This is a genomic window from Achromobacter sp. UBA4530, from assembly GCF_002388205.1.
Taxonomy (GTDB): Bacteria; Pseudomonadota; Gammaproteobacteria; order Burkholderiales; family Burkholderiaceae_B; genus Achromobacter; species Achromobacter animicus.
Genome location: NZ_DGMA01000004.1, coordinates 63,950 through 84,118, shown reverse-complemented (window position 1 = coordinate 84,118; position 20,169 = coordinate 63,950). Strand labels below are relative to the sequence as shown.

The following is a 20,169-nucleotide window of genomic DNA, read 5'->3' as shown; positions in this document are numbered from 1 at the left end:
GCGGGAGGCAAGGATGAGAGGCGAGCCTCTGCTATCCCCAATAGGGTTTACCCCTAACCATGCGCGCGTGATATGTCGGTTTTGCGGCACGTGCGCTTCGCATCGGGCGTAAGGACGAGACCCGCCGGAAAGAAGAATGAGGCGCGACATGTCTGCCAGGTTGAGTTTTGGCCGATCGGCCTCGGACACCGGCCCTAGGATGAATGTGCTCTGGAACGCACGCCCAAAACCCCGCAGTATCAGCGCGAGAACATGAACGCATTGCCCCGGGTGTGTGCCGGGCGAGGCACCCGCGCAGTCACGGCGCGGCAGGCCAATCGCCCTGATACAGGAGCACGAGAAATGAAGACGTACAAGGTGGGACTGCTGGTTGACGGGTATGAGCAACCCGGCTGGATGCACGAGATGGTTGAGTGGTTACTCCATAGCCAGGATTTCGACCTGACGGCACTGCTGGTGATGAACGGCGAAGCCGCCGACACCGCGCCCAGGCTGAGCGTGAAGGCACTGTTTGGCTCGCTGTCGCGTCTGGAAGGCAAGCTGCTGCCGCAGAAGCAGCGGGACATGCTGGCCTGCCGCGACATGCGCGATGGCCTGCAGGAGGCGGGCGCGTCGGTGATCCCGCTGGCGCCGGGGGACGAAGATCCGCACGCGCGCGCCGAGGTCCAGGCGCTGGGGCTGGACCTGGTCATCACGCTGGGTGCGTCGCCGGCCACACGGGCGCAGCTCGCCAGTTGGTCGCGGCTGGGCGTCTGGCAGTTGAGCTATTCCGATATTGCGGTGGCGACAAGCCGGTATGCGGGTTTCTGGGAGGTCTTTCAGCGCGAGGACCACACCACCGTGAAACTCTGGCGCGTGGGCGCCAGGCAGGAAGACGACGAGCTTCTGGACCAGCGCAGCTTCAATACGGAAGTGTTCTGGCTGAAGAATCAGGCGCGCGCATTCAGTTTGGGAAACTTCATGGTCTACGACGCCTTGCAGGCGCTGGCCCATGACCGCCCGGGCGTCGCCCCGCCCGCCATGCAGATCATGAGCGGCCCGCGCCGGGCCGATCCGGCGGAGTGGGATAGCGCTGCATATATTGCGCGCCAGGCTTGGTTAATGTCCGATCTCGTTGTGCGCCGCATCATGAAACGCAATGTCCGCTGGCGGATCGGTATGTTTCCGTCTGCACGCCAGCAGGCCGTGGTCTCCGAAGCCATGGTATTGCAGCCGCCAAAGGGCCGGTTTTTCGCCGACCCTTTCGTTTATACGCACGATAAAAAGCCATATATATTTTTCGAGGATTACGATTTTACGTCCCGCAAGGGCACGATCTCGGTCGCGACCTACTCCGACGGGGCTTTCCGGCTGCTGGGCACCGCGCTCAACCTGCCCTATCATCTTTCGTTTCCGTATATTTTTGAACACGAAGGCGTGACGTACATGGTTCCGGAAACGTGCGGAAATCGCAGTATTGAACTGTGGAAATGCACTGAATTTCCGCTGAAATGGGAGCTTGACGTTAATCTGATGACCAATATTTCTGCCGTGGATACCATTATTTTTAAACACGGCGAATACTGGTGGCTATTAACAAATATCGATCGGACGGACGGGCAAAGCCATTGCGACGAGCTGTTCGCGTTCTTCTCCGATTCGCCACGTTCCACGACCTGGACGCCGCACGCCTGCAACCCGATCGTGCGCAACCCGATGCGCGCCCGCAACGCCGGAATCGTTGTCTCTCCTGGGGGAGACGTGATCCGGTGCGCGCAGTACCAGGGCTTCTGTCACTACGGCAAGGGCGTCTCGCTCAACCAGATCGAGGAATTGACGCCTTCCACCTACGTCGAAACCGACGGCGAAATCCACTACGCAAACTTCCTGAGAAAACGCCATGCTTCAATGCACCATTGGCATCATCAGGGGGGGCACACGGTATTTGACTTCGCCTATATGGAGTAAATCCGCCCGCGGGCGTGTAAATAAAAAATGTTACCGTTATTTCGAATACAGGGACTGTTCACGGGCTTGATGTGTCTGCGGATACAAGTTGACAGGTTTCCCTCTTCCTCCGGCTATTCGACGCCGCGTCCGGCTGATGTCCCGACGCGGCTTTTTTTCGTCTGTAACAAGGGCCAGAGCGCCTGCGCGGGCCGCCCTGACGGGCCGCCCTGACGGGCCGTTTCATAGGGGAAGGCACGTCCCCGAACCCCGACGCCGCTGGTGAAAACCCTAGCGGCGAAAAGGACGAGATGAACTTCTCATCCATATTTAGGAACGTGATTAAGGCTAACGATTGATTTCTGATTTTGTCGGATTATATCGCCCTGAAACGTCTTGATTTTGACAAATCCGAACCATAAGATGGGTTCCATGCCATCCGTTATGTGGCTACCAAAGTCGCCCAGCCCAAACGTCCCGGTTCAGCTTCATTAGATATTCCGGGATATGCGGACCACCCCCGCAGGGCTGGATAAAAAATAGTCTTCAGCACAGCGAAGATCCCTTCTAGGCCCGTCGAAAAACCGGGAGGACACCATGGCCAAGATGGTCCTGATTGAAGCTCATCCGCTACTGCGGTTGGGTTTGTGGCAGATTCTTAGCAAGTTGGATGATGTGTGGGAGATCGAGGGGATGGGCCTTGCGGACGTGTCCAAGGCCGACGGCGTGCACGCGGGCGCCGATCTTCTGATCTATGGTTTGCCAGTGGATACCGATGAAGCATGGAGCGCGTTGCACGAGATTCAGCGCGTTCTGACGCCCAAGCGGATTCTGCTTTTGACGGACGTCATGCCCTTGCCCATGCCGGTGCAAGGCCTGCCTGGCGCCAGCGTGTACGGTTGCCTGATGAAAACGGCCTCGGTCGAGATCCTCGAGGCCGCCATTCGCCTGGTCATGGCGGGCGGGCAATGCTTCCCCAGCGAACAGGCGCTGCAGGCTCCGGCCTCCACCGTATGCGCCTTGCCGTCGCGGGACGCGGAAGAAGCCGGCTCGAAGGGCACCATGCCCGTGAGCGCGGGGGCACAGCTCCTGCAGATCACGCCGCGCCAGTACGAAGTGCTGGTGCTGCTTGCACGGGGTTATCCCATCAAGACCGTCAGCCGGATGTTGAACATCTCGGTGGCGACGGCCAAGACGCACGCGTGCACGCTGTATCAACGCCTGCATGTCAAGAACAAGGGCGAAGCCGTTTACGCGGCGCTGCAACGCGGTGCGACCTTGGAATGGCATGAACCGAACGGGCGCGAAGTGGATGCCGGGCAGATCTATGGGCGCAAGCTCGGTTGAGTCAGGTTTGCGCTGCCTGCCCGGCAGCAGGAACGCCCAGTTCCAACGCTGCCGGGGTTGCGCATAGCCAATACGGCTAAGGCATAGAAAGCAGGTGTTCGGGTTGCTGTCACCTCGCTTTCCGCCACCAATCATCCTCCTGAACGAGATTCAGCGAACGTAGCCGCTGATAGCATGAGTTGTGTCCGCAAGCATGGATTGATAGGGCGAATCACTTAGTCTCGCCACTGCAATCCCAAGGCTGCGGACAGGATTCCCTTGAACCTGGCGACGCGCGTGAACCCGCGCCTTGCGCGGCGTCGCGCCAGCGTCATGGGAGCCGTAATGGGCCATGCGTCACAAGGTTCTTCCCGGGATGACAACCGTACTGATCGAAGACTACGCTCTGCTTCGTGTCGCAATTCAGCATGTGCTGGAACGTGTGCGCAACGCCGACGATATCCTGGCCATCTCGCCAGCTCACCTTCTCAATATGTCCAGCTCGATCAACAAACCAGTGGAGTTGCTGGTGGTCGGTTGCAGCGGCACTGCGGAGCAGGACATCGGGCTTCTTTCCCAGGCGATGGCGTTCTTCATGCCCCGGCTGGTGCTGGTGCTGTATTCGTCGATGGACCAGAGCGTCATGGCCGCGTGTGCGCGCGCCGGCGTCGCGGGCTATCTGCCCAAGGCGTCCAGCCCCGACGCGCTGGCCGCGGCCGTCAGCCTGGTGATCGCAGGCGGCGAATGCTATCCCCAACCCGCAGGCAGGCCGCCCAGCACGACACACGCGTCCGTGCAGGAGCTGCGTGAGCTTACGCAGCGGCAGGAGGAAATCCTGCAGCTCCTTGTGCAGGGTAAGACGATGCGCGAGATCGGCCAGCAGGTCGGCATCTCGGTCGCCACCGTCAAGAGCCATGCGCGCACGCTGTACTGGAAGCTCAATGCGCGCAACCAGGCCGAGGCCGCGTACATCGCGGTGCAGATGGGGTTGGTGCGAGGCTCGAATGGGCAGCCCGCGCCCGGGAAGGGCGAAGCGGATTGATGCGATGACGCGACTCAGGGCCCGTGCGGGTGGCGATGCTGCCAGCACGGGCTCTGCTTTTTTGGGCGCGTGAAAGTTATCGCAATAAAAGTCGTTCGTTGCGCGTTGCGTCATCCGATGCTGTGCCACTGAGCATTGCAGCGGCGCGTGGCGGGTCCCGGCCACGCCCAAGGTTGCGAACCCGATCAAGTTCTAAGCTGGTGCAATTCAAAATCATACGTGTCTGATATCCAAGCCTGAGTTGGCATGCCGTAATGGCCGGGCGCGGGCTGAGCACTCATCGGGGATGGGAAAAGGCCTGTCGTTCCCGGGAGCACGCCATTCCTATCCAATCCGATTTGCGGTTCACATTTGCCGTATACGACAAGTCCTTCGTCGTCGATTTCACGTTGCAGAGAGGTCCGTCCAGGAACTTCGTGATGCATGTGGCCCTGGCTATCGCCAATGCGGCCGCCGACCTCCGCAATGTTCTTGATCACGCAGCGGCGCTCACGATCCGGTGTCACACCATCTTGAGGAAGCCGACATGACGCAGCCCTACAAGAAAGCACTGGGTCCCGACCGTCCCAATGAAAAACAACTGGGCAAGGCCATCTCACCGCCAGCGTGTCAGCGATGCGTGCCCATCTATCCTTTGCGCTATGGCGTTGCAGAGCGCTCCTGGGAAGAAGGCGTGTTTCCGACGCTTAGCACCGATGGCTATCCCGAGCTGGCCGCTGGCAAGGCATACGGCCTGCGCGTGCTGCGTCCCGCCGCCTACGTCTACCTGTGCTATTTCCAGCACGGCCGTATGTGGACGCAGCACTATCAAGTCACCGATGACCTGCGCTTTGCACGCATTTGGTGGACTCGCGAAGACGATCAGGATGACACCCCTGGGCGGCTCGCTCGCCCCGAGATCGCCAGCGCCAGACCCTATCTATCTGCCCCAGAGAGCAAGACAGCGGACGTTGTCTACCTGCTGACCAGTGAGACGATGCTCACCCATGCTCGGCTATGGAACATTGAGAATGATGTCGATGGCATCCGTACCAGGTTGGCGACAACGATCAGGCCGTCCGGTGGCGTTGAACAGCCCCACGCGTTCAACATTGCGTTGCTTGCTCACGCAACACCGGAACTGCGACGACCCGGCTCGAACGAAAAGCCGGGCCACACATGGAGCGAGATATCTCTCCCGGAGTCGTTCACTACATACGACACCGTCATTCCAGGCGCTTACGTCGAGCTTGTTCCGATAAGGGATATCGTTCCGTTGGCGGTCGTACTGCACGACCCGATCGGCGTCGTGAGTGAGTTGGCGCATCTCGTCGCTGTTGGCGCGGCAGATCGGCAAGTTTATGAAATCGATAACAATCACGCGTACACGAGCGCCACCGTCATCAAGCAGTACTTGCAGAGCGTTCAGGAGCGGGCGACCCCGCAAGCCTACGCCAAAAGGCGAGACCTGGTTCGCTTCGATCAAAACAGCAATGCGGATGTCTTGTTCGGCAATGCGGTTCCATACATGCTGGCGTACGAAGAAGCCGTCAAGCGGAAACAGTCCGCCATCGACACGCTAGTGAACGACCTGGAAAGTTGGATCAAGACTGGCGGCAGCGCCATCGCCGACGATTGGCAGGATGGGTGGTTCAACAAGGTGCTGTCCTGTTTCGACCTGGGCGCAAAAGAGAATGCGCAAGACTACGAGCGGGTTGTTGCCCACTGCGTTGGTAACCTGACTCACAGCGAAAGTGGTCGATCCACCTACCGAAAGATGTTGTTGGCCCAACCAGAAAAAAGTCCTGTCTGGTTGGCGCTGGGTCACGGCATCCAAGACCTGCACGGCAGCTTCGCCAACCCTCCGCTGCTGAAAAATGTGCTGGACATTGGGGTTGCCGCCTTTGCGCCTATCTTTCAATTCAATGTTTCTTATCCGGCAACTAAAGCCTCAGATGTACTCGTCAACCAGATGCTGTCACAGCTGGGTGATATGAGTTTGCCCGATGCTACGGCCGACAGGATAGTTCGACGATTGCGCCTATTTGCTGAAGTCCGTGTTGGCAGCACGATCGTCACGTACCGCGTGTCCAGCGCTGAGGCGCGCTTTCAATACGCCCAGTTTCATGGTGAGCAACACATGAACACCGAACGACTAAGGAAGTGGGGTATTACGGTCAAGCGGCCATTGCGCAATCAGGCGGCGACGGTGCTCCTATACGAAGAGGTGCGCGTGGGGGACCAGGTAAAACGCATTTCTTCCGCTCCATCTACAGTGAACAATCGACAGCCGTTCCAACTTGAAGGCAACGTGTTCAAGCGTATGTTGGAGCGGGGTCGTCAAAGTCCGGCCTACGGCGCCGCGCAGACTGGGATCGTGCGCGCCGAGTATGCATTCACGGGACTTGCCGCCGTATCAGCCATCATGGCACTGCGATCATCGATCAAAGATCTCGCAAACGGGAGGATTGATTTTTCATTTGCCGGATTCACTAGCGGCGCAAGTGCCTTGGCTGCAGTATCGGCCGTAATTAGCTCGGGCTTGTTCGTTAAGGCCGACCTGATCCAGCTGCGGACATTGGCCAAAGGAGAATCACTTGCCGCAGCACGAAAGGCCGCTTTTCCAGCTCGAACACTCGCCACAAAAGCTGGCGCAGTAACTACCGCATTCGGTGCCATCGCCGACGCGATTCGCGCTTCCCATGCCTTCACAATTCAACAAAATTCCGAGGCTGGTCGACTATATATGGCGTCAGCTGGATTTGGAGCGTTGGCGGCTGCTGGGTTGTTCCTAAGTGCCTCAGGCTTCGTCCTTGGTGTTGTCGGGTCAGTCGGCTGGATTGTGCTGGCCTTCATCGCCACTGCAGGCGTAATTTATTTCAGCATACAGGCCGCTCTCGCCAAATTTCAGCCCGACGAAGTCTGGTTGTCACACAGCTATTGGAGTCGGGGTGCGCGAGCTTATCGTTATAAGTCTTTAGACGAAGAACTTACTGCTTTCCATGGTGCCGTTTACGGCGTTCGCGCTGTAGCTAATTGGGAAGCTCCCTCGATGTCTGTGCGCGATATTGCAGTCCGCAGCATCCCTATTTATGGACTCTGGCAAGACAGCGTTGCTCTACGGCGCGATATCGCGAAGGACGGCATAGGAACTCTTTCGCTATCTGTAGTCCTCCCTCGCTATCCCACTCTGGGCGAAGATTCGCCGCTTATAAGACACGTCGACGTTTTCCAATACACGCTCAAAGCGAAGCGGAACGGCAAAATCCTGAATATGGTCCAGGGACCCATCGCAGCAGCCCCGGGCTACCACTTCCCATATGACACGGAATGCATGGTTACTGGCAAAGACTTCATTCGAGACGGTACCCGCCAGTTGAGCTGGCAAATCATCATGCGTGAAGACACGGAAGTCATGCTGGACTATTGTTACCGGCCAGACATCGTAAATCAGCCCAGCGTCGCGCTATTCCCGCAGCAGGAGCCGCTCGTCTTTACACGAGGTACTTGGCTTACAGATCCCATCGACGAAGCGTTGGTCGCTCCAGTGCGGGAGCCTCAGTAATGCGAACTACTAAGCGGCATAGGCAGGCGCGGCCATCGTTTATGGAGATTCAAAACAACTGGCGGCTCTTTCGCTTTGCAAGCACGTTATTGCCTACGGCCCCCGGCTCATACGAGACTCCTGCTATTCAAGCGGTCCGGTTCAATGATGATTGCATTGAAGTTGTTTCTGATACGCTGCAAACCGAACTAGAGGGATTTGGCCTTCGAGCCTTCACTTTCTTTGGGCTTCTTGTATTTCTCATCGCAGTGATCGTAGGTGTCGACAACTGGTTTGGAGTGGTTTGGGTGCCTATTCTAGGCCTTCCTGTCATAGGACTTCTTGGGTTCTTCCTTTCTCGCATCTTGTTGCCGCGTTACAGGTATCGCTGTTCGAAAGTCCGTTTCGACCGCCGATCCCGCCGCGTCTATTACGTCCCGTATCCCGAAGAAAGCTCGGACACCATATGGGAACTGGACTGGGATCGGTTGCAAGGCATTGATTGGACAACAGGTAGAGCACAACCTTATCTCTACCTTGTCGGTTATACCTGCAACCTGCCGGAGCCTCAGTTGGTCAAGATACCGGTGATGTATAACGGCGAGATTTGGGCAGACCATATCTGGGCTTGGCTTCATCGGTTTATGGCCCAGATCGAAGACTTGCCCTCACCCAAAATCATCACACTCCCCCAAAGTCCGCGTGATGTGCTGATGCGCTACGGTGGTCGTTGGATCGTAAGGTCTCTCACCACAAAGAAGGCGCGGCTGTGGTTGCCGCTGACGATCTGGGTTGATTTGGCGATTCTGCTCGTATTCATGCCGTCTATGGCCTTGCCGCAATTGATCGTTCTCCTTTACCCGGAGATTCAATTTCCGGAGGAGAACAATCGACATTGTGGCTTTTCTACTGGCTAAACAAGAACGGCGGGCAAGGCGACGCTGTCCATGCTGTCCCGAGCCCGCCAATGCATGCGGCAAGTCCAAAACACACCGCCCCTTCAAACATCCCCCTCACTCGCCCGCGTCCCCGCCGGCGCTCCGCGGCCCTTGCTCTTCGCAATCGCCATAAACTCCCGCTCCGCCGCACCTAGCACCGCGTCCATATGCAGATGCGCCATCGCATACTGCCGTGCCGCCGCGCCCAAAGTTTCGCGGATTTGCGCGTTATAGCTGAGCTTGCGCACCGCCTCGGCCATCGCCACGGCATCCTCGGGCGGTGTCAGCAGCCCGCAGCGCGACACGACATTAGCAAGCTCCGTACCGCGCGCCGCGCCGCAGACCACCGGGCGGCCGCTGGCCAGCATGCCGGTCAGTTTTGAAGGCATCACCAGGTCGGCGGCGCCGGCGCGTTGGGGCAGGAGGTGGATATCCGCAGTGCCCAGCAGCGCACCCAGGCGTTCCGCTGGCTGCAGGTCCAGAAAGATAACGCGCGTCAGGCCTTGGCACTTCTCTTCCAGCGCCGCGCGTTCTGGCCCTTGCCCGCAGAACAGGAACCACAGGCGGTCCTCGCGGTTGAGACGCCGCGCCACGTCCGCCAGAATCTGCAGACCCTGCTTGCCGCCCATGTTCCCCGAATACAACGCAACGATGGCGTTATCCGGAATGCCGAGCTGCGCACGGTAATCGCCGCCTTCGGCCAGCGGCGTGATGGCGTTGACATCGATCCAGTTGGGCAGCAGCACCGCACGGGCGGGTTCGATGCCTTTGGATAGCGCCAGATCCAGCATCCGGTTTGAAATTGTCGACACGCGGTCAAACCGGCGCATCAACCAGCGCTCGGCGCGCTTGACCATCGATCGCAAGGCGCCGCCCTTCAGCAGCCCCAGTTCAAACGCCGCGTCGACCTCGAAGTCCTGGATGTGCAGCCAGGCGCGCGCGCCGGTCAGGCGCGCGGTCAGCCATGCGGCCGGGGCGCAGAAGAGGGCGGGTTCGACGACCAGGATGATGTCCGGGCGGCGCATTGCGGCGCGCAGCAGCGACGGCAGGCTGGACAGCGCGAAGCTTGCCAGGTGCACCAGGCGCTTGGCGCCGCCAGGTCTTTCGGGCACCCACAAGGGCGCGCGTCGCACGGTCACGCCGCGGCGCGTTTCCTTGGCATAGCGCGAGCCGCGGTAGCCCTCGTGCACTTTCCACTGCGGGTAGTAGGGCGGGGCGGTGACCACGCTGACTTCGTGCCCGCGCGCGGCCAGCCATTCGGCCAGTTCGGCGGTGTACTTGCCGGTGCCGGTCAGTTCGGGCGCGTAGTTGATGCCATAAATGAGTATTTTCATGTTGGCGTGGCGGTGCGGGGCCGGATGGGGCGGCACGGGTTGCCGTGGCAGACCATTGCGGCCGGCATGTTGCGGAACACCGAGCTGCGTGCGCCGATGACCGCCTCGCGCGCGATCGTCACGCCGGGTCCGACGAACACGTCGGTCGCCACCCACGCGCCGTCTTCGACGCGCACGGCGCGTTCGCGCAGCGGGAAGTCGGGCCGGCCGGCGTCGTGGTCCGCCGCGCACAGATAGCTGCGCTGGGACACCACGGCGTGTGCGCCGATGTGAATCGGCCCCAGGCTGTAGATCACCGCGTCGTCGCCGATCCAGGCGTAGTCGCCGATCTCGACCTTCCAGGGGTAGGTGACCGTGGCCGTGGGCCGGATCAGCACCTTGTGGCCCACGCGCGCCCCGAAGCAGCGCAGCAGCCAGCGGCGAAAGCCGTAGGCCACCTGCGGCGACCAGCGAAAGAGCGTGCCTTGCACCATCCACCACAACTGCACGGTCAGCGCCGAACGGCCGCGCTGACCCGGCGCCAGCGCGAACTGGTCCAGGCGTTGCAAGGTGCTCATTTGGCCGCTCCCGCAACGGCATCGCGCTGCGAGGCGGCCTCGCTGGCCCGGCGCGCCTTCAGGATTTCTTCGGTCTTGATGCGGATCTGCCAGTAGTACATGGCGCGTGCGACGGCGTAGTCATAGCCCGCCTTGCCGTCCAGGAAGCCCAGCTTGAAGACGTAGGAATGCAGAAACGAGATGGGCGCCTTGAACGGCATGGCCTGGAATATTTTCTTGAGCAGCGCGCGTCCGCCCACATTGGCTTCGCGCGGGTCGTTCATCAGGCCCTTGGTGCGCAGGTTCGCTTCCCAGTCCGAATAGCGGTTGTGCTTGTCGAAGTAGTGATAGAGCGAATCGTGGTCGTTGTGCACCATGCGCTGGCGCAGCGCGAACGTTTCGCCCTGGACCTGCGGCTGGTAGTGGCCCTCGACCTCCCACATGTTGGCGACGTCCAGGTCGTCATAGTCCAGGAAGCGCGAACGGTCGCGCGCCAGCAGCGCCAGCTTGTAGACGCGGTGGCCGTGTTCGAGCTTCTTGCCGCAGAACACGTAGTCGAACGGCACAAAGGCGCCGCCCGCGCCGGCCGCAAAGCGCGGCAGCACCTCGCGGATCTCGGCGGCGAGGCTTGGCGTCATTTCTTCGTCGGCGTCGACATACAGGACGACGGGGTGCGAAAACGGAAGCTGCTCCAGGCACCACTGCTTTTTCTTCGGATACTTGCCGTCCCAATTGAAGTTCGACACGTGCGCGCCCATCGCCGTGGCGATCGAGCAGGTCGCGTCCGTGCTGTTGGAGTCGACGACGAAGACCTCGTCGAACTCCACCAGCCCCTTCAGGCACTTCGCGATGTTGCGTTCCTCGTTCTTCGTCATCACCACGACGGATACCGGTATCTTCTGCATGATGCTGTCCTGTTCAGGGCGTTCCGCGCTGCATGAGCGGGCGGAAGAGATCGATGACGTTGCGGCAGTGCCGCTCAAGGGAAAAGGCGTCCGCGCGCTCGGGGCCCTGGGCCGCCAGCTTCTCGCGCATCTCGCCGTCATAGGCCAGGCGCCGCACCGCCCCGGCCAGCGCCTCGGCGTCGCCGACCGGCACCAGCAGCCCGTAGCGGCCGGCGTCCAGGATCTCGGCGGGACCATGCGGGCAGTCCGTGGAAATCACGGGCACGCCCAGGCACAGGGCCTCCACCAGCACGTTGCCGAAGCTCTCGCGCACGGAGGTGAGCGCAAAGGCGCCAGCGCCGGCGATGACCGGAAAGGGGTTGTCGATATGGCCCGCCAACGTGACCTGCGTGCGCGATGGCCTGTCGTCGATGCGCTTTTGCAGGGCGGCGTGCTCGGAGCCTTCGCCCAGGATCGTGAATGCGATACGCGGGTCGTCCAGCAGCGCGGCTGCGTCGATCAAGGTGGCATAGTCCTTCACTGCCTCGAGCCGGCCCACGGCCACGACGTGGTAGGGCGACTCGCCACCGTCGTTCAGCTTGGGTTGCGCGCCTTGCCGGCGCACGTTGTCCAGCGGCACGCCGTTGTAGATGGTGTGGACCTTGCCGCGCAGCGGCGGAAACATGCTGACCAGGTCTTCCTTCACGCCGCGCGACACGCCCACCACGGCGTCATGGCGCCGGTAAGTCTGGCTGACCAGCCAGCACTTCAGACGGCGCATTTTCGATGCGCCGTAGTGGATGGCCGGGCTGCTGTGCTCGAAGGCCACGGTACGGAAGTTGCCGCGCAGGATCTTTCTGGCCAGCACGACCAGCATGTTGCACAACAGACCGTGCGAGCAGACGATGGCGGGCTTTTCGCGGCGGATGTGCTGCAGCAGCTTGAAGAACGCCACGGGCAGCGCCAGCCGCAGCTTGGTTGGGGACTCGATGATCGGAAATGCGCGGGTGACCTTGGGATTGGCGATGGGATACTCGCGATTGCGCGAACGCAGCAGGAACAGGGCGGAGTCCACCCCCTGTTCCGGCAACGCATCCACAATGAAGGCGACGCATCTTCCGACGCCGCCATGCAAGTCCGGTGCGACAAACAAGACATCAGACATGGGGTATTACTCGCGTGGGTGGCGCCCGGCGCACGATATCCGGGCGAGGGCTGGGAGCGGGAGATTCTTGGCGAGGCACGGGCATGATCTGTGCATTGCGCATCAGCGACAGGCAATAGCACAGCAGGAAGCCGGTAAACGCGGTCTTGGGCGCATAGGCCAGGCCGCCGGACATCGAGTCGATGAAGATGTAGATGGGCGCGGTGGCGAGCAGATATCGCCGGTGCATCTCCAGCCCGGGATGGGCGTAGCGCCGAAAGAGCGAGAACAGCAGGATCAATAGTGGCGGCAACATGATCATGATCGTGCCGACCACGCCGAACTTCATCAGGTAGAAGGCCCATGAGTTGTGCGCGAACGTGCTCAGCTCGAAGCCGTTTTCGCCCATCACCCAGCTGCGAAAGCCCGCGCCCTTGCCGAACACGGGGCTTTCCGCGAAGAACTGCATCTGGCCCTCCATCTCCTGGACGCGCGCGCCGTAGCTGGAGTCTTCGTCCAGGCGCTCGACGCTGAAGATCCGATCGGTCAGCACGTCCAGATAGCCGATGGCGCCGAAGATCAGCACCCCAGCCACGGCCGCGGGCGCGAAGATCATCACGGCGCGGCGGCGGATGTCGGCGCTGCCGGCCAGCAGCACGGCGATGATGACGGAGATCGCCAGCTGCAGGTACTGGCTGCGGTTCAGCGAGAACACCAGCGCCATCACCATGTACAGCGTCAACATGTAGGCCTTGGGGCCCGATACGTTCAGCGTGCGACGGAAGTACAGCAGTGACACCACGCCCATCGGGATCGCCCACACGCCCAGCCGCACGTTGCGCAGGGGATTGGCGACGCTGAAGCCTGCCGCCTGTTCCACCAGCATCAACGTGGCAACCGCCAGGCTCGCCGCAACGATGTACTTCTGCAGGATCGCATAGGCGTGCGGACTGTCGATGTCCTTGTAGCAAAGGAACGGCGTGCAAAGGAAGTAGAAGACGATGCGCAGGTCGCGCGCGACGTCGCCGGTCTCGATGCCGGGGTGATGGCTCGACACCACCAGCAGATAGATCACCGAGATCGCCTGGATGCCCAGCAGCACCCCCAGCGCGCCGCGCGGGAACGCGTACGCGCCCGGGTCGGCCAGCCGGAGCGCCTTGACGCCCAGCATGGCCACGAACAGCAGGTCGAAGGGCGAGAGCTTGAAGCTCCCCACCCCGATGACGAACCTGTCGTCGTTCAGCGCCAGCGCGGTGAAGACGAACAGGCCCAGGAGGTGCAGGGTGGAAAGCCGGCGCGTAGTCATTGCAGTTCCGTATCAGTGTCGGTCCGGCCTAGTGCGCGGCCCAATCGTCGCGTCCGAAGATCTTGGTGGTCAGCTTCTCCAGCAGATACGTCAGATCGCCCTGGCGTGCGTGCGCGGCAACTTTCGAGGCGCGGCAGGACAGTTCGAACAGCTTGCCCAGACCCGGTTCGGTACGCCGGATGCGGCTGACGATCTGTTCGCGCTCTTCCAGCAGCACGTCCTGCATCAGTGCCGTCTTGGTCTCGTCGTGGGCGGTGTAGACGCCCAGCGCGTCCGGCACGATCAGGTTCTTGCCTTCGCGCAGCAGCCGGCTCCACAATTCCAGGTCCATGCAATAACGCATGCTTTCCTGCAGCAGGCCGTACTTGCGCAGCAGGTCGCGGCGGAAGATGGCCGACTGGTTCGGGATCGACGCCTTCACCACCGTCAGCGTGCCGCGGTTGACGGGCGTGTAGTGGATCTTGCGGAAGATGTGGTTGTTGGCATCCGCCACGAACAGGTTGCCGCTGACGATCGGCGCGCGGCCCTTGGCGGCGGCCGTGCCCAGCTTGCGCAGCGCGCCCGGAAAATACAGGTCATCCGAGTTCTGCCAACCGACGTAATCGCCCGTGGCGCGTTCGAAGCCCTTGTTGATCGCGTGCGACTGGCCGCGGTCCGGTGTGCTTTCCCAGTAGGACAGGTAGCGCTCGTACTTCTTGATGATGTCCACGCTGCCATCCGTGGAGCCGCCGTCGATGATGATGTATTCCAGCCGCGGATACCCCTGGTTCAGCACGGACAGGATGGTGCGCTCCAGGAACTTGGCCTGGTTGAACGAGGGCGTCACGATCGTCACCTTGGGCAGCAGGCCGCTGGCGATGGGCGCTGGCGGACGGAGCTCGCGGACGAAGTCGATGAGCTGGCGTGAATACTCGTTGTGGCGCTTGCGCATGTAAGACCTCAGCATGTTGGTTATCGGGTGGCCGCAGGCATGGCGCCCGGAAACTCGGGGCGGGATTGACGGATGGCGAGGGCCACGCCGGCCAGCGTGATCGCCGCGTAGGCCATGCGGCCCCAGGCTGCGGCGTGTTCCCCCGCCACGTGAACCAGTCCCGCCATGACGCACAGCATTGCCAGGCCGCCCAATCCGTTCAGGATCGCGACGGCGCGGGAATTGCCGAGCCCCAGCAGGGAGAAATGCGCCGCAGCGTTCAGGGACAAGAGGCCCGACGCCACGATCAGCAATTGGAATGTGCCCAGATGGCCCCCGGCGACGTTGTCGCCCAGCAGCACGTTCAAGAGCGGCCGGCTGACCGCCAGCACTGCCAGCGTGGCGCCGGCCGACAGCGCCAGGTTCCACAGCATCATGCGGCGGATCTCGCGTTCGGCCGCGCCCGGGTAGGGCGGCGAGACCGACAGGCGGGTCACGCGCGGCATGGCCTTCTGGAAGATGGCGACGGACGCGGTGTGGATGATCTGGCCCACTTGCACGCCCACGGTGTAGATCGCCAGCGCCGCCGGCCCCATCAGGCTGCCGACCAGCACGCGGTCGACCGAGCCGAAAGCCAGCGCGCTCAGGCTGTTCAGCCACGACCAGCGCGAGAACCGGAAGGCGGCCATCATGGCGCCGCGATCGCGCACGGGCCGCACGATGTAGCGGTCGTAGGCGCGCGAGAACACGCGCATCTTGACGCTGCCCGCGATCAGGAGGCCCAGCGCCTGCGCCAGTCCCGTCCACGTGGGCGAGGCGGTGTACCAGGCGGCCGCGCACGCGAGCGCCATCGTGCCCGTGCGGCTGAAGACCTCGCACAGCGCGGTGGCGCGAAAGTCCTCGCGCCCCTTCAGGCAGCCGGAAAAGAGCTGGTCATACTGCTGCGTGAGATAGATGGCGAGCGCCGGCATGGCCAGCATCGTCACCGCCACGCCGCCGAACGTGGCTTCTGGCCAGCCCAGTCCCACCACACCCCACAGCAGCACGGCAGCCAGGGTCACGACGGCCAGCGCACAGCCGATCAGCGACATGCTGACGCCGGCCGCGCGATAGGCGCCGCCGGGTTCGTGCGCGCTCTCGGACACCAGCTTGGTCGCAGTCACCGCCGCGCCCAGGTTGGCCGCGTTGCCGAAGCCGGCCAGCGCGATGATCATCGAATACTGGCCGAAGCCGACCGTGCCGAGCTGGCGGAACAGGATCGGCAGCGCCACCAGCGCCGCGACGGGACCGATGCCGTACTCCACCAGCCCCCAGAAGGAGGCATTGCCGGCGATGTGTTTCTTCACGAATCCAAGCATCGGTAACCCTGTCTGTCATGCTGGCGCGGCCGTCAGGCCACCGGCAGCGCCTGTTGCGTGCGCTCGCGCAGGAAATGGCCGTAGGCCAGCGTGATGCCATGCGTCAGAGAGATCTCCGGCCGCCAGCCCAGCGCCTGCACGCGCGACGAATCCATCAGCTTGCGCGGCGTGCCGTCGGGCTTGGAGGTGTCGTAGACGATCTTGCCCTCGTAGCCGATCACGCGCGCCACCAGCCGCGCCAGGTCCGCGATGGAGATGTCCTGGCCGGCGCCGATGTTGTAGATGCCCTCGGCGTCCGGATGCTCCATCAGCATGACGCTGGCCTGCGCCAGGTCGTCCACGTACAGGAACTCGCGCAGCGGCGACCCGGTGCCCCAGATCGTCACGCTTTCCGCGTTGGCTTCGCGGCCCTCGTGGAACTTGCGGATCAGGGCCGGCAGCACGTGGCTGCTGTGCAGGTCGTAGTTGTCGTGCGGGCCGTACAGGTTGGTGGGCATGGCGCAGATGAAGCGCGCGCCGTGCTCCCGCTGATAGGCCTCGCACAGCTTCAGGCCGGCGATCTTGGCGATGGCGTACGGTTCGTTGGTGGATTCCAGCGGACCGGTCAGCAGCGCGTCCTCGCGGATGGGCTGCGGCGCCTCGCGCGGGTAGATGCATGACGAACCCAGAAACAGCAGCTTGCGCACCCCGGCCGCATACGCGGCGCGGATCACGTTGCACTGGATCATCAGGTTCTTGTAGAGAAAATCCACCGGATGCGTCTGGTTGGCCAGGATGCCGCCCACCTTGGCGGCGGCCAGGTACACCACGTCGACCGGCGTGGTCGAAAAGAAGCGGTGCACCTGGTTCTGGTTTTCCAGGTCCAGTTCCGCGCGGCTGCGGGTCAGCACGTTCTCGTAGCCGCGCCGGTGCAGTTCGCGGGTGATCGCCGCGCCCACCATCCCGCGGTGGCCGGCGACGAAAACGCGTTGGTCCAGGTTCGTCATGGCGGGCTACTCCTTGTAGGCGTAGATTTCGTAGCCGTTCTGTTCGACCAGCGCATCGCGCCGCGCGTCCTTCAGGTCCGCCTCGACCATTTCCTTGACGAGCTGCGCGAACGTGGTGCGGGGCGACCAGCCGAGTTTTTCGCGGGCCTTGGTGGGATCGCCCAGCAGGGTCTCCACTTCAGTCGGACGGAAGTAGCGCGGATCGACGCGGACGATGACCTGGCCGGCCTTGACGTCATGCACCGGCGAGAACAGCACCGTGGCCGTCTCTTCCAGGCCTTCGCCTTCCCACGCCAGCAGGATGCCCAGTTCGCGCGCGGCGGTGTTGATGAACTCGCGCACGCTGTACTGCATGCCCGTCGCGATGACGTAGTCTTCGGGCGTGTCCTGCTGCAGCATCAGCCACTGCATTTCGACGTAGTCGCGGGCGTGGCCCCAATCGCGCAGGGCGGACAGGTTGCCCAGGTACAGGCATTCCTGCAGGCCCAGCACGATGCGCGCCAGGCCGCGGGTGATCTTGCGCGTCACGAACGTTTCGCCGCGCTTGGGCGATTCGTGGTTGAACAGGATGCCGTTGCAGGCGTACATGCCATAGGCTTCGCGGTAGTTCACGCTGATCCAGTAGGCGTAGAGCTTGGCGGCGGCGTAGGGGCTGCGCGGGTAGAAGGGGGTGGTTTCCTTCTGCGGCGTTTCCTGCACCAGGCCGTACAGCTCGGACGTCGACGCCTGGTAGAAGCGCGACTTGTTTTCCAGCTTCAGGATGCGGATGGCTTCCAAGAGGCGCAGGGTGCCCAGGCCGTCGGCGTTGGCCGTGTATTCCGGTTCCTCGAACGAGACGCCCACGTGGCTTTGCGCGGCCAGGTTGTAGATCTCGTCAGGCTGTACCGACTGGACGATGCGGATGAGGCTGCACGAGTCCGTCATGTCGCCGTGGTGCAGGACGAAATTGCGGGGCTGGTCGTGCGGGTCCTGGTACAGATGGTCGATCCGCGCGGTGTTGAACAGCGAAGCGCGCCGCTTGATGCCGTGGACCTCATAGCCCTTGGCCAGCAGAAGCTCCGCCAGATAGGCCCCGTCTTGGCCAGTTACGCCGGTAATCAGTGCCCGTTTTGGCATGGTTGTGTCCTTAAGACTTAGTGACTGCACGAAAGGAGCCGATGGCTGCGTTACCAATGTGCAAAGAGATTACTGTTGCACCAGCCGCTGAGATATCGGCCAAAAGGTCTAAGAGTTCAGCCTCTCGGTAGGGAAAAAGGGACTGGATGGACTCGTCCACCACTCCCAATGCGGTAACCGCCAGCATGGCCACCAGCGCCGGGCGCCGGTTGACCGATACGTAGATCAGCCCGGTCAGGAAGGCGTAGGCGGCCAGATGCAGCCGCTTGTCGCCAAAGGCATCGGACATGTCCGCCGCCAGCCCGGGCAGGTTGCCCACCGTGATGAGCACGATGAAAAAGAGGGCCGCCACGGGCAGGCAGATCTTTGCCATGCCCGGGCGCCAAAAGGGAACTGAAACCCGCTCAGACACGGCCGTAGATGTCCTGGAAGCGCACGATGTCGTCTTCGCCAAGGTAGGCGCCCGACTGCACCTCGATGATTTCCAGCGGAATCTTCCCCGGGTTCTCCAGGCTGTGGATCTCGCCCAGCGGGATGTAGGTCGACTGGTTTTCGGTCAGCAGGTACTGCTTGTCGCCGTTGTAGATGCGCGCCGTACCCGACACCACGATCCAGTGCTCGGCGCGGTGGTGGTGCATCTGCGACGACAACCGCGCGCCCGGCTTCACGGTGATGCGCTTGACCTGGTATCGCGGCCCCTGGCCGACCGAGTCGTACGACCCCCACGGCCGCTGGACCTCGCGGTGGTGGTTCAGTTCGCTGCGGTGCTGCGACTTGAAGACCTCGACCAGGCGCTTGACGTCCTGCGAGCGCGACTTGTGCGCCACCAGGACCGCGTCGGCCGTCTCGATGACCACGATGTCGTCCAGGCCCACCGAGGCCACCAGCCGGCTGGTCGAATGGATGAGGCAGTTGCGCGAATCCTCCACCATGACGTCGCCCGTGGTGGAGTTGCCTTCCACCGACTTCTGGGCGATGCCCCATACGGCATCCCACGCACCCACGTCGCTCCACGAGGCGGCCAGCGGGATGACCACCGCGCTGTCGGTGCGCTCCATGATGGCGTAGTCCATCGAATCGCTGGGGCATGCCTCGAACGCCGGGCCGTCCAGATGGAAAAGGCCGTTGTCGCCATGCCCCGTCGCCACGGCCGACTGCGCCTGCGCGAGGATCTTGGGCGCCAGCCGGCCCAGCTCGGCCAGGAAGACCGACGCCTGGAAGGCAAACATGCCGCTGTTCCAGTAGTAACCGCCGTCGTCGATGAAGCGCTGGGCGACCTCGGGCGACGGTTTTTCCACGAACCGGCGCACACGGCGCGCCGGGGCCATGGCGCCGGGCTCGTCCGCCTGGATGTACCCGTAGCCGCTGAGCGGCGCGGTCGGCTTGATGCCGAACGTCACCAGTGCGCCTTGGCGGGCCGCGTCGTACGCCTGGGCAAACGCTGCGCTGAGCACCTCGCCGTCTTCCAGCACGTGGTCCGACGGCATGATGAGCATGATGGGATCCTCCCCATCCTGCATGGCCCGCAGCGTGGCGGCAGCGATGGCCGGCGCGGTGTTGCGCGCATACGGCTCCAGGATGACCTCGACGTCCTTGATGCCCAGCTCATCGGCCTGCTCCGCCGCGATGTAGCGATGCGCCTCATTGCAGACCAGGATGGGCCGCTCTTGCGCGCCCGCCGACTCCAGCCGTCGCAGGGTGTTCTGCAGAAGGCTGCGGTCATCGGTCAAACGGATGAACTGCTTCGGCAACAGTTCGCGCGACAGCGGCCACAGGCGCGAGCCTGAACCACCGCAAAGAATCACTGCCCGGTACGGAGGACGGGGGTTGGTCATGGCTC

General features: G+C 62.4%; 16 protein-coding genes. 5 read left to right on the top strand and 11 right to left on the bottom strand.

Features of this window, described 5'->3' with window-relative positions; translation table 11 throughout:
• Positions 1 to 342 precede the first annotated feature (342 nt).
• The 5 genes from B2W22_RS02710 (at position 343) to B2W22_RS02690 (ending at position 8,734) form a co-directional block, all read left to right on the top strand.
• Positions 343 to 1,947 (top strand): glucosamine inositolphosphorylceramide transferase family protein, encoded by a 1,605-nt coding sequence (locus B2W22_RS02710; protein ID WP_175126201.1) that lies wholly within the window; start codon positions 343 to 345, stop codon positions 1,945 to 1,947.
• A gap of 576 nt (positions 1,948 to 2,523) precedes the next feature.
• Entirely contained in the window at positions 2,524 to 3,273 is a 750-nt protein-coding gene (locus tag B2W22_RS02705) for a response regulator transcription factor (protein ID WP_175138027.1), read from the top strand.
• Between the two features lie 355 nt (positions 3,274 to 3,628).
• Positions 3,629 to 4,294 (top strand): response regulator transcription factor, encoded by a 666-nt coding sequence (locus tag B2W22_RS02700; protein WP_175126203.1) that lies wholly within the window; start codon positions 3,629 to 3,631, stop codon positions 4,292 to 4,294.
• Positions 4,295 to 4,820: 526 nt separating this feature from the next.
• Entirely contained in the window at positions 4,821 to 7,838 is a 3,018-nt protein-coding gene (locus B2W22_RS02695) for a toxin VasX (protein WP_286936090.1), read from the top strand.
• A 41-nt stretch (positions 7,839 to 7,879) separates the two neighbouring features.
• Positions 7,880 to 8,734 (top strand): hypothetical protein, encoded by an 855-nt coding sequence (locus B2W22_RS02690; protein ID WP_286936089.1) that lies wholly within the window; start codon positions 7,880 to 7,882, stop codon positions 8,732 to 8,734.
• Between the two features lie 83 nt (positions 8,735 to 8,817).
• Here B2W22_RS02690 and B2W22_RS02685 read toward each other — a convergent pair whose 3' ends face one another.
• The 11 genes from B2W22_RS02685 to B2W22_RS02635 are packed head-to-tail and all read right to left on the bottom strand — an operon-like array spanning position 8,818 to position 20,164.
• The gene (locus B2W22_RS02685; RefSeq protein WP_286936088.1) at positions 8,818 to 10,089 is read right to left on the bottom strand and encodes a glycosyltransferase WbuB; all 1,272 of its coding nucleotides are present in this window, start codon (positions 10,087 to 10,089) and stop codon (positions 8,818 to 8,820) included.
• Positions 10,086 to 10,646 (bottom strand): putative colanic acid biosynthesis acetyltransferase, encoded by a 561-nt coding sequence (locus tag B2W22_RS02680; RefSeq protein ID WP_056563330.1) that lies wholly within the window; start codon positions 10,644 to 10,646, stop codon positions 10,086 to 10,088. The genes B2W22_RS02685 and B2W22_RS02680 overlap by 4 nt, the downstream gene beginning before the upstream one ends.
• Positions 10,643 to 11,530, bottom strand: a complete 888-nt coding sequence (locus tag B2W22_RS02675; RefSeq protein ID WP_175138034.1) for a glycosyltransferase family 2 protein — start codon at positions 11,528 to 11,530, stop codon at positions 10,643 to 10,645. The genes B2W22_RS02680 and B2W22_RS02675 overlap by 4 nt, the downstream gene beginning before the upstream one ends.
• Positions 11,531 to 11,543: 13 nt before the next feature.
• On the bottom strand, positions 11,544 to 12,674 hold the full coding sequence (locus B2W22_RS02670; RefSeq protein WP_286936087.1) for a glycosyltransferase: 1,131 nt from the start codon (positions 12,672 to 12,674) through the stop codon (positions 11,544 to 11,546).
• The gene (locus tag B2W22_RS02665) at positions 12,667 to 13,959 is read right to left on the bottom strand and encodes an O-antigen ligase family protein (RefSeq protein ID WP_175126166.1); all 1,293 of its coding nucleotides are present in this window, start codon (positions 13,957 to 13,959) and stop codon (positions 12,667 to 12,669) included. Before B2W22_RS02665 ends, B2W22_RS02670 begins: the two co-directional genes overlap by 8 nt.
• Before the next feature lie 28 nt (positions 13,960 to 13,987).
• On the bottom strand, positions 13,988 to 14,905 hold the full coding sequence (locus B2W22_RS02660; protein WP_224776689.1) for a glycosyltransferase family 2 protein: 918 nt from the start codon (positions 14,903 to 14,905) through the stop codon (positions 13,988 to 13,990).
• 5 nt (positions 14,906 to 14,910) lie between these two features.
• Positions 14,911 to 16,215, bottom strand: coding sequence for a lipopolysaccharide biosynthesis protein (locus B2W22_RS02655; protein WP_239213175.1), 1,305 nt, complete (start codon positions 16,213 to 16,215; stop codon positions 14,911 to 14,913).
• A gap of 44 nt (positions 16,216 to 16,259) precedes the next feature.
• Positions 16,260 to 17,213, bottom strand: coding sequence for a GDP-L-fucose synthase family protein (locus tag B2W22_RS02650; protein WP_105239707.1), 954 nt, complete (start codon positions 17,211 to 17,213; stop codon positions 16,260 to 16,262).
• A 6-nt stretch (positions 17,214 to 17,219) separates the two neighbouring features.
• Complete coding sequence (gmd, locus tag B2W22_RS02645; protein ID WP_175126163.1) at positions 17,220 to 18,329, bottom strand: GDP-mannose 4,6-dehydratase; 1,110 nt, start codon at positions 18,327 to 18,329, stop codon at positions 17,220 to 17,222.
• Positions 18,330 to 18,339: 10 nt separating this feature from the next.
• Positions 18,340 to 18,702, bottom strand: a complete 363-nt coding sequence (locus tag B2W22_RS02640) for a VanZ family protein (RefSeq protein ID WP_175138037.1) — start codon at positions 18,700 to 18,702, stop codon at positions 18,340 to 18,342.
• 31 nt (positions 18,703 to 18,733) lie between these two features.
• A complete protein-coding gene (locus tag B2W22_RS02635; protein WP_175138038.1) occupies positions 18,734 to 20,164 on the bottom strand; it encodes a mannose-1-phosphate guanylyltransferase/mannose-6-phosphate isomerase in 1,431 nt (476 codons plus the stop codon).
• Positions 20,165 to 20,169: the final 5 nt, after the last annotated feature.